The sequence below is a fragment of the Cupriavidus sp. 05T313 genome, from assembly GCF_056396665.1.
This window is the reverse complement of sequence record NZ_JBFTLX010000288.1, coordinates 1-14,220: the sequence shown is the minus strand read 5'-3', so window position 1 is coordinate 14,220 and position 14,220 is coordinate 1. Positions and strand designations below refer to the sequence as shown.

Below are 14,220 nucleotides of genomic sequence, written 5' to 3'. Positions count from 1 at the left end.
GAACGGCGGTTGAGACCGGGGCGGCTGTGGCAGTCAGCCGCCTCAGGGATGAGAAACGCCATGCGCGGCACGGGTAACGGGGGCCATCCCGAGTCCGGCAGGGGCGCTGGCCGGCGCCGGCGCTGGCGCCGGCACGGGCACTGGCGCCGCCAGCCGCACGACGGGCAAGGTCAGCCGGACGATCACGCCGCGCGGCGTGTTTTCTTCCATCTGCATGCTGGCCGACGCCCCGAAAATACGCGCCARCCGCTCGCGCACATGGGTCAGGCCCAGGCCGGAGCCCTTGGTCACGGCATGCCCGAACCCCACCCCGGTATCCTGGATCACCACCTGTACCGCGTTCTCGCCCTGCGCGCGCGCCGACAGCACGATGCTGCCGCCACGCATGCATGGCTCGATGCCGTGGGTGACCGCGTTCTCCACCAGCGGCTGGATCAGCATGGGCGGGATCTCCACTTCCGCCAGCTCGGGCGGCAGTTCGATCTGATAGCTCAGGCGCGTGCCGAAACGCAGGGCCTGGATGTCGAGATAGCTGCGCAGCAACTCGAACTCCTGGCGCAGCGTGCATTGCTCGGCGCGCGTATGCGACAGCGACATGCGCAGGAAGCCGATCAGCCGCTGCAGCAGCCGCCGGGCGGCCTGCTGGTCGGTGGCGATCAGGCAATCCAGGTTGGCCAGGGAGTTGAACAGGAAGTGCGGCTCGATCTGTGCCTGCAAGGCCATGAGCTGCGCGCGCACCAGTTGCTTTTCCGCCTCCTCGCGCTGCAGGGCGTCGAGCGCGGCCTGCCGTTCCAGGTGGGCGAGCTTCTCCCGGGACCAGTAGAAATAGATCATGCTGGCCGAAGCGAGCATGCCGACCACCAGGCACATGCGCAGCGTGTCGGCGGCTTCCTCGAAGGACTTCGCCGGCTCGTTAAGGAGGATGCGCGTCGCCCAGCTGCCCATGATCACGCCAAGCGGCACGGCAATGGCGGTCAGGCACAGGAAGGGCCAGCGCCTGGGCCGCTCGTTCCACCAGATCAGCACGCGGGCGACATCGATCAGCAGCCAGATCGACAGGCCGATCAGGTGGCTATAGACGAAGTTGTGCCACAACGAGCCACCGGTACGGAAGCCATAGTTGAGGCTGACGGCGATCAAGGTGTTGATGCACAGCACGAACAACAGGTCGCGTGCGAGGATCGAGATCCGGGAAGGAATGGCGGCGGGGCAGCGATCTAGCCGATCCAGCGATTTCATGTGGGCAAGGCCTCCCTGCGCGACGGGGAAAATGGCGCCGGTCCTGCCGGCGCTACCGCAGCCGCAGGACAAGTCGGGGATGACTGATCGCTATTGTAATAGCCGCTCATAAGCTCTGGCACCCTTTGCCCGGCCCGCATGTACGCTGGGCCACCTTGCCGCCGGCTTCGCTACCGTCATCGCCGGCCGCACGGCCATGCAACGCGGCCCACCATTGGCCCGACAGGACAAAGCGCGGAAACGTGATCCACTGCTCGGCCAGGATGCGCAACGCGATATCGAGCGGGCCGGCGAACGGTTCGGGCCTGACAGCCTCAAGCCGGTGGGCGCGGCCTTGCAGCATCATGGACAAGGCCATGCACAGCACGCCAAGCGCCACCGCCGGGACGGAAAGCGCCAGCGCGCCGTAGACGAACAGCACATTGCCGGCCATGAACATCGGCACGGCGACGATGTGCAGCAGCAAGCTGCGCGGGTGATTGTGATTGCGGGCGTAGCCGCGCCACTGCCAGCGCAGCAGCCCTTCCGGGCGCGCGCTCATTGCTCCGGCCCGCGCCGGTCGACACGGCGCCAGGCGAAACGGCGCACGAGCAGGATCGCACCTATGGCGATCAACAGCACCGGCCATCCTTCGCGCACGATATGGGCGGGCAGGATGCCGCTGTTCTGCGCCAGAAAGATCGCGCCCAGCGCAATCAGGATGATCGGGACAATCAGCCCCCTGCCGCTACGGCCTCGTTTCATTGCCCTCTCCTCGTGCGGGACTCGCGCACCGTCGATAGTGCGGTGCATCATCGCCATGTGACGGCATGTGTATTCCGCCACGGACTGTAGCGACTTTACGCCGACAAAGTACGCGACGGAAGTGGCGTGCGACGAATGGAGAGCGGAYGGCGCGAAACGCGGGGATGCGGCGCCACCGGCACCGCGGGGCCCCGTGTCCCCGAGGTCTTCAGGCCTCGACCACCTGCACGCCCGCGGGTTCGGACAGGGCGCTGGTGAGGGTGTCGCGCGACAGATGCGGCGCGAACATGTTGATAAAGGCATGGGCGTAGCCACGCAGGTAGGCCCCGCGCCGCACCGCCACGCTGGTGGTATTCGGCTCGAACAGGTGGTCGGCCGCAATCCGCACCAGGCCGGCGTCCTTGCGCTCGTCGTAGGCCATCGAGGCAACGATGCCCACGCCCAGGTCCAGTTCCGCGTAGGTCTTGATCACGTCCGCGTCCATGGCGGTGAGCACGATCTCCGGCTGCAGGCCGGCGGCCGCAAAGGCGCCGTCGATCTTGCGGCGCCCGGTGAAGCCGGCGTCATAGGTAATGATCGGGAAGCCGGCGATATCCTCCAGCGTCGGCTCCGGCAGGTGCGTCAGCGGGTGGTCCGGCGATACCACCAGGACATGCCGCCAGGTATAAGCCTCGAAGGAAGTCAGGCCCGCCTCGCTGGCCACCGCCTCGGTGGCGATGCCGATATCGGCCTGGCCGGTCAGCAGCAATTCGACAATGTGCGCCGGCGAGGCTTCCTGCAACGCCAGCGTCACATGCGGATAGGCGCGGCGGAAGCTCTGCACCACCTTGGGCAAGGCGTAGCGGGCCTGGGTGTGGGTCGTGGCCACCGTCAGGCGGCCGGTATGCCGGCCGGCGAATTCGTCCCCGGCCTGGCGCAGGTTCTCCGCCTCGAGCAGCAGCCGCTCGACGATGCGCACGATTTCGCGGCCGGGCTCGGTCAGGCCGGTCAGGCGCTTGCCATAGCGCTCGAAGATCTCGACCCCGAGTTCTTCCTCCAGCTCGCGGATCTGGCGCGACACGCCGGGCTGCGAGGTGTAGAGGGCATTGGCAACCTCGGTCAGGTTGAACTGGCGGCGAACCGCCTCGCGGATCGAACGCAGTTGCTGGAAATTCATAGTGCGGCTCCCGCCGGGGCAGCATTGGCCCTGGCTTGTGATTGTGTTGGTGTATTTGCCTGTGCTGCGGGTTGAGGCTGGACGAAGACACGCAACTGGCGCGGCCGCACCGCCAGCAGCTCGCCTTCGCGGAAGCCCTGGTGGCGGAAGCGTTCGAGAGGCAGCGCCACTTCAATCACTTCCTGGGTGTCTTCGCGCTCCAGTTCGAGCTGGGCCACGGGGCCCAGCGTCAGCGCGCGGCGCAGCGTCACGGCGATGCCGTCGGCGCCGGGCGCGTAGCGTTCCAGGTCGAGATCGTGCGGGCGGACATAGGCCACGGCATCGCCGGCGGTTTCATGGCCGCTGCCGATGACAGGCAGGATCGAATCGCCGGTGTGCAGCAAGCCGCCCCGCTCGCCCACTTCCAGCCGGCCGTGGAACAGGTTGACGTTGCCGAGGAAGCCGAACACGAAGGGCGTGGCCGGATGGTTGTAGACCGCCTCCGGCGTGCCCGCCTGCTCGACGTGGCCGCGATTCATCAGCACGACCTGGTCGGCGACTTCCAGCGCCTCTTCCTGGTCGTGGGTGACGAATACGCTGGTCACGTGCAGTTCGTCATGCAGGCGCCGCAGCCAGCGGCGCAGTTCCTTGCGCACCTTGGCGTCGAGCGCACCGAAAGGCTCGTCGAGCAGCAGCACGCGCGGTTCCACGGCCAGCGCGCGGGCCAGCGCGATGCGCTGGCGCTGCCCGCCGGACAACTGCGGCGGATAGCGGTCGGCCAGCCAGTCGAGCTGCACCAGCTCCAGCAGCGAGCGCACCTTCTCCCGGATCTGCGCCTCGCTCGGCCGTTCGGCGCGCGGCTTCACGCGCAGGCCGAAGGCCACGTTCTCGAACACCGTCATATGCTTGAACAGTGCGTAGTGCTGGAACACAAAGCCGACCTGGCGCTGGCGCACATGCTGGTGCGAGGCATCGCGCCCTTCCAGCAGGATCTGGCCATCGTCCGCCCGTTCAAGACCTGCGATGATGCGCAGCAAGGTAGTCTTGCCGCAGCCAGAGGGCCCCAGCAGCGCCGTCAGCTGGCCTTCGTCGAAATCGAGCGTGACATCGTCCAGCGCGACGAAATTACCGAAGCGCTTCTGCACATTCTTGACCTGGATGCTCATGATGCCTGTCCTTGCAATTTGCCAGCGACCGGATTCTCGGGCGCAAAATTGTCGTCTTCCCTGTGCTCGCCGCGCGCCCGGTATTCCACCAGCGTCTTGATACCGAGCGTGACCAGGGCCAGCAGCGTCAGCAGCGACGCCACCGCGAAGGCTGCCGCGAAGTTGTACTCGTTGTAGAGGATCTCCACGTGCAGCGGCATGGTGTTGGTAAGCCCGCGGATATGGCCCGATACCACCGAGACCGCGCCGAACTCGCCCATGGCCCGCGCATTGCACAGGATCACGCCATACAGCAGGCCCCAGCGGATATTGGGCAGCGTGATGCGGCGGAAAGTCTGCCAGCCGGAGGCGCCCAGCACGATGGCGGCCTCTTCTTCCTCGCTGCCCTGCGCCTGCATCAGCGGAATCAGCTCGCGTGCGACAAAGGGAAAGGTGACGAAGATGGTGGCCAGCACGATGCCCGGCACCGCGAACATGATCTTGATATCGTGTGCCTCCAGCCACGGACCCAGCCAGCCCTGSGCGCCGAACAGCAGCACATAGACCAGRCCKGMGATCACCGGCGACACCGAGAACGGCARGTCGATCAGCGTGATCAGCAGGTTCTTGCCGCGGAAATCGAACTTGGCGATGGCCCACGCCGCCGCCACGCCGAACACCACGTTGAGCGGCACTGCGATGGCCGCCACCAGCAGCGTGAGCTGGATCGCGGCCACGGCATCGGGCTCGACCAGCGAATCGAAATAAGTCTGCACGCCCTTGCGCAGCGCTTCGTAAAAGACCGAAGCCAGCGGAATAAACAGGAACAGCGCGAGGAACAGCACCGCAACGGTAATCAAGGTGTAACGCACCCACGGCGCTTCGCCCGTGGCATCCCGAAAACGCGCGGCGGGGGCGGAACGGCCGCCCAGGCCCTGGGTAACAACGCCGGCCATTTCAGTTCTCCTTGCCCGGCGCCACGGAGGCGCGCACGGCCTGATGGTGGCGGCGCGTCCACGCTTGCAGCAGGTTGATCAGCAGCAACAGGGCAAAGGAGATCACCAGCATCACCACCGCCACCGCGGTGGCGCCCGCGTAGTCGTATTGTTCCAGCTTGGAATAAATCATCAGCGGCGCGATCTCGGAGATCATCGGCATGTTGCCGGAGATAAACACCACCGAACCGTACTCGCCTGTGGCCCGTGCGAACGACAGCGCAAACCCGGTCAGCAGCGCCGGCAGGATGGTCGGCAGGATCACGCGGAGAAACGTCTGCAGACGGGTGGCGCCCAGGCTGGCGGCGGCCTCCTCCAGCTCCTGCTCGGCATCCTCCAGCACCGGCTGCACCGTGCGCACCACAAAGGGCAGCCCGATGAATGTCAACGCCACCACCACGCCCAGCGGCGTGAAGGCGACCTTGACGCCCAGCGGCTCCAGGTAGCGGCCGAGCCAGCCATTGCCGGCATACAGCGCGGTCAGCGCGATACCGGCCACCGCGGTGGGCAAGGCGAACGGCAGGTCCACCAGTGCGTCAACCAGGCGCTTGCCGGGAAAGCGGTAGCGCACCAGCACCCAGGCCACCACCAGTCCGAACACGGTATTCACGATGGCGGCGATCAGCGAGGCGCCAAAGCTGAGCTGCAGGGAAGCGACGACCCGCGGCGCGCTGATTGCGCTCCAGAAGGCCTCCCAGCTCATCGTAAAGGTCTTGAGGAAGGTGGCCGACAGCGGGATCAGAACGATCAGCGTCAGGTAGAACAGCGTGAACCCCAGCGAGAGGCCAAAGCCCGGCAGCACGGTAAAGCGCTGCTTGCTTGGCCTGGCGGGCGCGCGCTTGCGCGCCTGCGGGGCATCCGGCCTCGCCGGGGGCGGAGTGTCCGCCAGGGAAATCGAGGGTGGCATGTTGTCTCGTCTGTGCCGTCAGTGTCGCATTCACCACCCGGAGAAGGATTCAGGCGAAGGCTCGGGCCAGGAATCCGGGAAAACGGGGGGGCTTCTTTATGACGCCGGCGCATAACGCACCGGCCTACGAGACAAATTCTGCAGATCCCGCCTTATAAACAGAACGAATCTTTACGTATGTTCTTAGGCGTTTTAGATATAAGGGAACGTCGACGACACCTCGACACCCGTTTCCCAAGGCTCCGAGCGGTCGTCAGACGGTCCGGCGCTGCCGTCTGCTTCAATGCGCTGTATCAATGTGGCAAGCAAGCCCAGCCCTTCGGGCCACTGGTCCAGCCCGGAATCGGCATTGATGTGGCCTGCCAGGCCCGCGTCGTGCAGTTCGCTCCCCCAAAGCGTGCCCCAGCTGAAGGCAGTGCGCTGCTGCATCCAGGGATCGTTGCGGCTGGCGATGAGGATGGTGGGAAACGGCAGCCGGCGGGCCGGCAGCAATGCCGCCACGCCGAACTTGTCGGGGTCGGCCGGCGCCACCAGGAGGGCGCCCGCAATGCCCTCGGCGTCCAGCGCCGCCTGGCGCAAGGTGGCCAGGCAGCCGAAGCTGTGCGCCACCAGGATGGCCCCGCGCGATGCCACGCGCTGCGCCCGCATCACGCTTTCCGAGACGCGCTCGGCCCACAGCGGCAGGCTGGGGCGCGACCAGTCGTGCTGCTCCACGCGCTGCCAGTCCGGAAAGCGCTGTTCCCAGCGGCTCTGCCAGTGGCCCGGCCCGCTGCCGTGCAAGCCCGGCACCGTCAGGATCTGCAATCCCTTGGGCACCTTCAGCCGCACGTCGGCGGCGCGCCCGCCGGCGCCCGCCTGCCCGCCGCGCTGGTGCGGCGCGGCAGGCCTCTTCGTCTGCGTCATATCGGCTCCTTGCTGAACGCCATCGGGACGCGGCCGGATCCGTTCCGGGCCGCCCCGCCCTCGAATTCCTCATTGCCCGCGTCACCGCCGCCAGGCCCCGCTTGCGGCACGCGCAGGTCGCGCGCGCTCACGGCCGCGCCGGTGAAACTGCCCTGCCCCAGCACGATGCCGGCCGCCTGCAGCCGCTCGGCGTTCTCGGCATTCTCCAGCCGGCGCCCGATCAGGGTCACGCCGGCGCTGTCCGCGCTGGCCTGCAACCCGGCAAGCTGCCGGTCGGTCCAGTTGCGGCGCATGTCCAGCTTGAGCCATTCGGGCAAGGCATGCGCCATCAGCGCACCCGCCTCGGCGGGGTCAGATGCCTGCAGGCTGACGGCAAAGCCGTTGCGGCGATAGTTGCCCACCACATGCAGCAGCAGCGGCAGATCGTCGTTGGCGCTGGCCGGTACCTGGATCACGAACCGTTCGAGCGGCAGTCCCAGCGATTGCAGCGCGCGCCGGAAGGCCGAGCCATGATCGTCGGCCACCGCCGCCAGCAGCCGGTTATGCACATTGAGCACCAGCTTGCGCTCGCCATCGGCGGCGAAATAATTGATGGCGTGCACCAGCCGCGAGAGGCGGTCCAGCGACACCAGCGAGGCATCGTCCGCCGCCATCGCGAACAGCTTCCACGCCGCCAGGCCGACACCGTCGYCGGCATAGGTGCGCAGCGTGCCCTCGTGCGCCACCACGTCGTGGCTGGACAAGGTAATGAGCGGCTCGAAGGCACTGGTCAGCGAACAGTTGTAGAACTGGCCCTGCACCTGCCCACGCTCGTCTCGCCAAAGCTGACGATCGCTCTCGGGCCGGCGAGGCAGCCCTTCCAGGTAATGGGTGAGTGCCGCCAGTCCCGCGCCTGTTTCGTTCGCGCTTGCCATTGCCATTTCCTTTGCGTTGCGCTTGCGCCTCGGGCGAGGCTTCAAAGCTTGGCCAGGGACACCTCGGTAGCCTTCACCAGGGCAACGACTTCGCTGCCGATGGTGAGACCGAGGCGTAAAACTTTGATTCAGCGCCTTGCGTGGTGAACCGCGATGAGTGACGTTGCACGCTCAAACTTGCCGCGGCTACGCCGCGGGTTGCACCGGGTTCATGCAATTGCGCCGGCATGACTGTTGCCTCAAACTTGTTTGCAACCTGGTTTGCAGTCTTGCCTTCTGCGTGATCCGCCTGCCTGCACTCGCTGATCCGGCCACTGGCTAGATCGCCCAGCGCACCGAATCGGCCGTGCGCGCAACCGACCAGTCCACCGCGGGCGCCAGTGCCTGGCCATACCCGACGGCGTCGGCCGCCACTGCCTCGTCGCGTTGCATGACCCGCCGCAGCACCGCATCCTCCAGTTGCGCGAAAGCGGCCGAGCCTCGCTGGCGCGGTCGTGGCAACGCCACGCGCTGGTCCAGCGCAATGCGCCCGTCTTCGATCAGCACCACGCGGTCGGCCAGCGCTACCGCCTCGGAAACATCGTGCGTAACCAGCAGCGCCGTAAAGCCCAGGCGTTGCCACAGCGACTCGATCAGCCCCTGCATCTCGATGCGCGTCAGCGCGTCGAGCGCGCCCAGCGGTTCGTCCAGCAACAACAGCCGCGGGTGATGCACCAGCGCGCGCGCCAGAGCGACGCGCTGGCGCTGCCCGCCCGACAGGCGCGCCGGCCATTCGCCCGCGCGCTCGGCCAGGCCGACCTGGCCCAGCACCCTGGCGGCATCGGCCAGCCTTGAGCGAGGCAGGCCCAGCGCCACGTTGTCCAGCACCTTCTTCCACGGCAGCAAGCGTGCGTCCTGGAACATCACACGGACCGCCTCGCGCTGCTTGCGGCCCGGGCCATCGTCAAGCGTCACGGCGCCGCCGTCGCTGTCTTCCAGGCCCGCCACCAGCCGCAGCAAGGTGCTCTTGCCGCAGCCGCTGCGGCCCACGATGGCGAGGAACTCGCCGGGGGCGGCCTGCAGGTCGATGCCGTGCAGCACCTCGCGCCCGCCGTAGCGCTTCACTACCTGCTGCACGCGCAGCGACAGTCCGTTGCCGGCTTTGCTCGCTGGCACGTCCGCCAGCGCAGCCTGTTCGATCGGGTTGCTTTGCATTTCGTGTTCTCCTTGGGCCGCGGGCTCAGTGCGCCTGGTAGCCGGGGTGCCAGCGCAGCCAGAAACGTTCCAGCCCGCGCGACAGCAAGTCAGCCAGCTTGCCCAGCAGCGCGTAGAGCAGGATGCCCACCAGCACCACATCGGTCTGCAGGAACTCGCGCGCATTCATGGTCATGTAGCCGATGCCCGACTGGGCCGATATGGTCTCGGCGACGATCAGGATCACCCACATCAGGCCGAGCGAGAAACGCACGCCGACCAGGATGTTGGGCAAGGCCCCCGGCAGGATCACCTCGCGGTAAAGGCGCCAGCCCGACAGGCCGTAGCTCTTCGCCATCTCGATCAGGCCCGGGTCGACCGAACGGATGCCGTGGTAGGTGTTCAGGTAGATCGGGAAGAACRCGCCCAGCGCGACCAGGAACAGCTTKGCYGWCTCGTCGATGCCGAACCACAGGATCACCAGTGGAATCAGGGCCAGCGTGGGAATGTTGCGCACCATCTGCAAGGTGCTGTCGAGCAGCGTCGCGGCCGGCCGGAACGTGCCGGTGAGCAGCCCCAGCAACAGCCCGAAGCCGCCACCGATGGTGAAACCAAGCACGGCGCGCCAGCTGCTGACCCACACATGGCGCCACAGCTCGCCCGTGATGGCCAGGCCCCAGGCAGCCTTCACCACATCGAAGGGCGCGGGCAGGATGCGATTGGACAGCCAGCCGTACTGTGAAGCCAGCTGCCACACCACGATCAGCAGCACTGGCACAGCCCAGGGCGCGGCCGGGCCAAGCACCTTGTTCAGCCAGTCGGCGCGGCGCGGCGGGAGCGTGAGGGGAGCGGACATGTCGGCCTCCTTCAGCGCTGCGCCGCGCGCGGCACGATGCCGGTCGCCATGACTTCCCCGAAGGGCCCCGACAACACCTTGCCCGGCAGCTTGTCGCGCACGGAACGCGGCAGCAGCGGGAACACCAGTTCGGCGAAGCGGTAGGCTTCCTCCAGGTGCGGGTAGCCGGACAGCACGAACGTATCGATGCCCAACTCCGCATACTCCTGCATGCGCGCCGCCACGGTGTGCGGATCTCCCACCAGCGCGGTGCCCGCGCCGCYKCGCACCAGGCCCACGCCGGCCCACAGGTTCGGGCTGATCTCCAGCTCCGCGCGGCTGCGCTCGCCACCGCCGGCATGCAGCGCGGCCATGCGGCGCTGGCCTTCGGAATCCATCCTGGCGAACACGGCCTGCGCGCGCGCCACGGTATCGTCGTCGAGCTTGCTGATCAGCTTGCCGGCGGCGGCCCAGGCTTCGTCGTCGGTCTCGCGCACGATCACGTGCAGGCGGATGCCGAACCTGACCGAGCGCCCATGGCGCGCGGCGCGCTGGCGCACGTCGGCGATTTTCTTCGCCACCTCGGCGGGCGGTTCACCCCACGTCAGGTAGGTGTCCACCTGCTCGCCGGCCAGCTCATGCGCGGCATCCGAGGAGCCGCCGAAATACACCGGTGGATGCGGCCGTTGCAGCGGCGGGAACAGGACTTTGGCGCCCTTGACCCTGAGGTGCCTGCCTTCGTAGTCGAGTTCGGCGCTTTCATGGCTGGCGGCCAGCACCTCGCGCCAGATGCGGATGAACTCGGCCGAGGCTTCGTAGCGTTCGGCGTGGTTCAGGAACAGGCCGTCGCCCTCCAGTTCCGACGCGTCGCCACCGGTCACCAGGTTCACCAGCAAGCGGCCACCCGAGAGACGGTCGAAGGTCGCCGCCATGCGCGCGGCCAGCGTGGGCGCCATCAGGCCGGGGCGCACAGCCACCAGGAAGCGCAGGCGGCGGGTGACCGCGGCCAGCGTGGAGGCCACCACCCAGGGGTCCTCGCAGGAGCGCCCGGTGGGAATCAGCACACCTTCGTAGCCCAGCGTATCGGCGGCGGTGGCGATCTGCTTCAGGTAATCGAGATTGACCTCTCGCGCCCCTTCCGAGGTGCCGAGGTAGCGGCTGTCGCCGTGCGTTGGGATAAACCAGAAAACTTGCATGCCTTTGCCTCTTCAGCTTGTCTTGTTGATTTCGTCCATTCGGTATGACGGCATCGCGGGGTTCCGCGCAGGCACGGTGCCAGCCGTCGCGGCGTGCATGGCCGCCGCCCTGCCCCACTTCGCCGTGCCCAGGCCGAGCGCGAGCAAGGCGGCGCCCAATCCGCCAGTGAGCAAGGCCGCGATCAGCACGTGGCGCAGTCGAGCGCGGCGCACGGCGTGGCCCTGCTTGCCAGCCGCGTTCAACGCTGTGCCTGCCAGGCGGCATCCGCCGCATCGACCGGCTCCTCCGCCTGCGCGCGGCCGGGCAGCAGCGCATAGGCCAGACCCGTGGCTGCAACCAGCGCTGCCAGGACCAGGCGGCGCTTCAGGTTGCCGGTGCCCGCAACGCGCTGGCGTCGCGCGCCGTTGCCGGCTGGCGTTCCCTGAATATCGCGTTCGTCGGGATGCTTGAAAACTGCCGAGTTCATATCGATGTCCCTGTGCAAGATGCAAACGCGATCACGCCGGCAGCGTGCGGGTGCACGCTCCCCCGCCGGCCTGCAAGGCAGACGGCGCAGCAATCACGGATAAGGCTGGTTCTCCCCGGGCGGCGCTCGCGCCCCCGCATCAACTCAGGCGGAACATCGCTCGGCCGGCACAGGGCGCTGCGCGGCACGACCGAAGGTGCCAGGCAGTACGTCCGGCGGCAGCAGGTCCAGGGGCGTCTTGAGCAGGCCGCCATAGGCAGCCTTGTAGACCGGGGTGGCAAGGGTCACCACCTGGGCCTCGCCCACCGCGCTGATGGTGGCAGCGATATCGGGATCGTCCACCCTGGCCGCCAGCAGCGCCGCGGGCGGAAGCTCGCGCAGCGCCAGGTGACTGGTGCGTTCGCCGGCGACTTCGAGCCCGCTGCGCAGATGCGCCAGCAGGTGCCCGGAACGCGACGGGGCGGACGGACTGCCGGACAGGGTCAGGATGGACATCGGGCTTCCTTCTCAACTGAATGGCGCGGCGGACGCAGTTCGCGCCCGCCCATGCCGCTGATTACTTCTTGCCGGGCTGGTAGACCTGGTCGAACGAACCACCATCGGCGAAGTGCGCTTTCTGCGCCTTCTGCCAGCCGCCGAAGGCCTCGTCGATGGTGAACAGCTTGACCTTCGGGAAATTGGCCGCGTACTTGGCCGCAATCTTTTCCGAAATCGGTCGGTAGTAATTCTTCGCCGCGATTTCCTGGCCCTCGTCGGTGTACAGGAACTGCAGGTAGGCCTCGGCCACCTTGCGCGTGCCCTTCTTGTCCACCACCTTGTCGACCACCGCCACCGGCGGCTCGGCCAGGATCGAGATCGACGGCGCGACGATGTCGAACTTGTCCGGACCCAGTTCCTTGATTGCCAGGATCGCCTCGTTCTCCCAGGCAATCAGCACGTCGCCCAGGCCGCGCTCGACAAAGGTCGTGGTGGCGCCGCGGGCGCCGGAGTCCAGCACCGGCACGTTCTTCAGCAACTGGCCAACAAACTCCCTGGCCTTCTGCTCGTTGCCGCCCGGCTGGCGCAGCGCGTAGCCCCAGGCAGCCAGGTAGTTCCAGCGCGCGCCACCCGAGGTCTTCGGGTTSGGCGTGATCACCTGCACACCSGGYTTSACSAGGTCGTYCCAGTCCTTGATGCCCTTGGGGTTGCCCTTSYKCACCAGGAACACGATGGTCGAGGTRTAGGGCGAGGCATTGTGCGGCAGGCGCTTCTGCCAGTCCGCCTTGAGCAGACCCTTCTCGGCAATGGCGTCGATGTCATAGCCCAGCGCCAGCGTGACCACATCCGCGTCCAGCCCGTCGATCACCGAACGCGCCTGCTTGCCCGAGCCGCCGTGCGACTGGCGGATGGTCAGCGCGTCGCCACCCTTGGCCTTCCAGGCCTTGGCGAAGGCGGCATTCACATCCACGTACAACTCCCGCGTCGGGTCGTACGAAACATTCAACAGGTTGGTGTTGGCCCAGGCGGTCTGGGTGGAACCGATCACGGCCAGTGCCGCCAATCCGATGGCCAGCTTGCGAATCATCTGTCTTGCTCCCGTCTTGTCGTCGTGAATTGGCGGCTGCGCGCCTCGTTTCAAGGCCCTCCTTGTGTGGGAAGGCTGGTGTCAGGGAAGAAGACTACCGAGGGGGCTATGTGAAAGGAACGAATGGTTTCGCCGATCCTTGCACGTTTTCCGCATAAGATTCGGCGGAAATATGGACATGCCGCAGGGAGTACCGTCGAAACCGTCAGTCTTCGACAACGAGAGGCTGCGGGGATGCCCGCGTGCTACAGGTTGTGCCGAAGGTTGGCTGCAGAAATGCAAATGAGTACAATTCGTATTTGAGAATCATCCGTTGGCGTGAAGACAGATCACCCCACGGTATGGCAACCAAGGAGCTTTCCGCGGGAAGGCCTTGGCATGGCGGAATGCCGTGGCTGCCATCCACGCGACCCCGCCGTTGTAGAGGAAGGGAAGCCGGTCTTGTCGGTGCGCTTGAAGTGGCTTTCGCTGCGGGTGTTGGTTGCGGCTTCTACCCTGAGGTCGTTCTTCGCCACGATGACGGTGCGCGCATCGGACACCACATTGCTGCCAGTGACCGTGACGTTTTGCCCCTGCACCGCCACGCTATTGCCGCTGAAGGTGATGGCCACCGCGTTGGTTTCTTCCAGGCTGTCGCGGCTGGTCCTGGTGCTGGAGCCGAGCAGGCCGCGGGATATGTGCTTGCGCCCTTCGCTCCAGTTGCTGCCGGCTTCACCGGCAACAATATTGACATCGCCCTGGGCCACGGCCATCAGCGCGCCTTGCTCGCTGGTGACGGTGGCGGCGCGGGCATTGAGATCGCCGCACTTCATCTTGACGCCTTCAAGAAAATGGAAATTGCCTTCCAGACTTGTGGCGGCAGGGCCTCAGACAACGCAAACGGTGTGTGGGCACCAGAACGACCGAGTTCCATATGTTGCAGAACAGTTTCCCCCCGCCGTTAGTCCGCGCTGGGTATTATTCTCAAGCTCGGCGCTATTGAACCTTGCAGGCTGGATATGTG

At 66.7% G+C, this 14,220-nt stretch carries 16 protein-coding genes and 2 pseudogenes; all 18 read right to left on the bottom strand.

Going from position 1 to position 14,220, the window contains the following annotated elements; genetic code table 11:
- Positions 1 to 42: 42 nt before the first annotated feature.
- On the bottom strand, positions 43 to 1,230 hold the full coding sequence (locus AC1DKD_RS36080; protein ID WP_441634683.1) for a sensor histidine kinase: 1,188 nt from the start codon (positions 1,228 to 1,230) through the stop codon (positions 43 to 45).
- Positions 1,231 to 1,345: 115 nt separating this feature from the next.
- Positions 1,346 to 1,780 (bottom strand): terminase, encoded by a 435-nt coding sequence (locus AC1DKD_RS36075; RefSeq protein ID WP_441634642.1) that lies wholly within the window; start codon positions 1,778 to 1,780, stop codon positions 1,346 to 1,348.
- Positions 1,777 to 1,983: a LiaI-LiaF-like domain-containing protein gene (locus AC1DKD_RS36070; RefSeq protein ID WP_441634641.1), complete on the bottom strand. Its 207-nt coding sequence runs from the start codon at positions 1,981 to 1,983 to the stop codon at positions 1,777 to 1,779. The genes AC1DKD_RS36075 and AC1DKD_RS36070 overlap by 4 nt, the downstream gene beginning before the upstream one ends.
- A 208-nt stretch (positions 1,984 to 2,191) precedes the next feature.
- The gene (locus AC1DKD_RS36065; protein WP_477102493.1) at positions 2,192 to 3,139 is read right to left on the bottom strand and encodes a CysB family HTH-type transcriptional regulator; all 948 of its coding nucleotides are present in this window, start codon (positions 3,137 to 3,139) and stop codon (positions 2,192 to 2,194) included.
- Positions 3,136 to 4,284 (bottom strand): sulfate/molybdate ABC transporter ATP-binding protein, encoded by a 1,149-nt coding sequence (locus AC1DKD_RS36060; protein WP_477102492.1) that lies wholly within the window; start codon positions 4,282 to 4,284, stop codon positions 3,136 to 3,138. The genes AC1DKD_RS36065 and AC1DKD_RS36060 overlap by 4 nt, the downstream gene beginning before the upstream one ends.
- A complete protein-coding gene (gene cysW, locus AC1DKD_RS36055; protein WP_477144355.1) occupies positions 4,281 to 5,219 on the bottom strand; it encodes a sulfate ABC transporter permease subunit CysW in 939 nt (312 codons plus the stop codon). The genes AC1DKD_RS36060 and cysW overlap by 4 nt, the downstream gene beginning before the upstream one ends.
- A gap of 1 nt (position 5,220) precedes the next feature.
- Positions 5,221 to 6,165: a sulfate ABC transporter permease subunit CysT gene (gene cysT, locus AC1DKD_RS36050; RefSeq protein ID WP_035865018.1), complete on the bottom strand. Its 945-nt coding sequence runs from the start codon at positions 6,163 to 6,165 to the stop codon at positions 5,221 to 5,223.
- 192 nt (positions 6,166 to 6,357) lie between these two features.
- On the bottom strand, positions 6,358 to 7,068 hold the full coding sequence (locus tag AC1DKD_RS36045; protein WP_441634633.1) for an RBBP9/YdeN family alpha/beta hydrolase: 711 nt from the start codon (positions 7,066 to 7,068) through the stop codon (positions 6,358 to 6,360).
- Positions 7,065 to 7,982 (bottom strand): EAL domain-containing protein, encoded by a 918-nt coding sequence (locus AC1DKD_RS36040; protein ID WP_477144354.1) that lies wholly within the window; start codon positions 7,980 to 7,982, stop codon positions 7,065 to 7,067. The genes AC1DKD_RS36045 and AC1DKD_RS36040 overlap by 4 nt, the downstream gene beginning before the upstream one ends.
- Before the next feature lie 41 nt (positions 7,983 to 8,023).
- Positions 8,024 to 8,095, bottom strand: a pseudogene (locus tag AC1DKD_RS36035) (TOBE domain-containing protein); the annotation flags it as partial.
- 205 nt (positions 8,096 to 8,300) lie between these two features.
- Positions 8,301 to 9,176, bottom strand: a complete 876-nt coding sequence (locus AC1DKD_RS36030; RefSeq protein ID WP_477102490.1) for an ATP-binding cassette domain-containing protein — start codon at positions 9,174 to 9,176, stop codon at positions 8,301 to 8,303.
- Positions 9,177 to 9,201: 25 nt separating this feature from the next.
- Positions 9,202 to 10,011: an aliphatic sulfonate ABC transporter permease SsuC gene (gene ssuC / locus AC1DKD_RS36025; RefSeq protein WP_477144353.1), complete on the bottom strand. Its 810-nt coding sequence runs from the start codon at positions 10,009 to 10,011 to the stop codon at positions 9,202 to 9,204.
- Positions 10,012 to 10,022: 11 nt separating this feature from the next.
- Complete coding sequence (ssuD, locus tag AC1DKD_RS36020; protein ID WP_477144352.1) at positions 10,023 to 11,186, bottom strand: FMNH2-dependent alkanesulfonate monooxygenase; 1,164 nt, start codon at positions 11,184 to 11,186, stop codon at positions 10,023 to 10,025.
- Between the two features lie 12 nt (positions 11,187 to 11,198).
- A complete protein-coding gene (locus AC1DKD_RS36015) occupies positions 11,199 to 11,399 on the bottom strand; it encodes a hypothetical protein (RefSeq protein ID WP_441633769.1) in 201 nt (66 codons plus the stop codon).
- A gap of 26 nt (positions 11,400 to 11,425) precedes the next feature.
- Positions 11,426 to 11,653: a hypothetical protein gene (locus AC1DKD_RS36010; RefSeq protein ID WP_441633770.1), complete on the bottom strand. Its 228-nt coding sequence runs from the start codon at positions 11,651 to 11,653 to the stop codon at positions 11,426 to 11,428.
- A gap of 216 nt (positions 11,654 to 11,869) precedes the next feature.
- Positions 11,870 to 12,148: pseudogene (locus AC1DKD_RS36005) on the bottom strand (NAD(P)H-dependent oxidoreductase); the annotation flags it as partial.
- A 61-nt stretch (positions 12,149 to 12,209) separates the two neighbouring features.
- Positions 12,210 to 13,217, bottom strand: coding sequence for a sulfate ABC transporter substrate-binding protein (locus AC1DKD_RS36000; RefSeq protein WP_477144351.1), 1,008 nt, complete (start codon positions 13,215 to 13,217; stop codon positions 12,210 to 12,212).
- 329 nt (positions 13,218 to 13,546) lie between these two features.
- Entirely contained in the window at positions 13,547 to 14,029 is a 483-nt protein-coding gene (locus tag AC1DKD_RS35995; RefSeq protein ID WP_441633774.1) for a hypothetical protein, read from the bottom strand.
- Positions 14,030 to 14,220 lie beyond the last annotated feature (191 nt).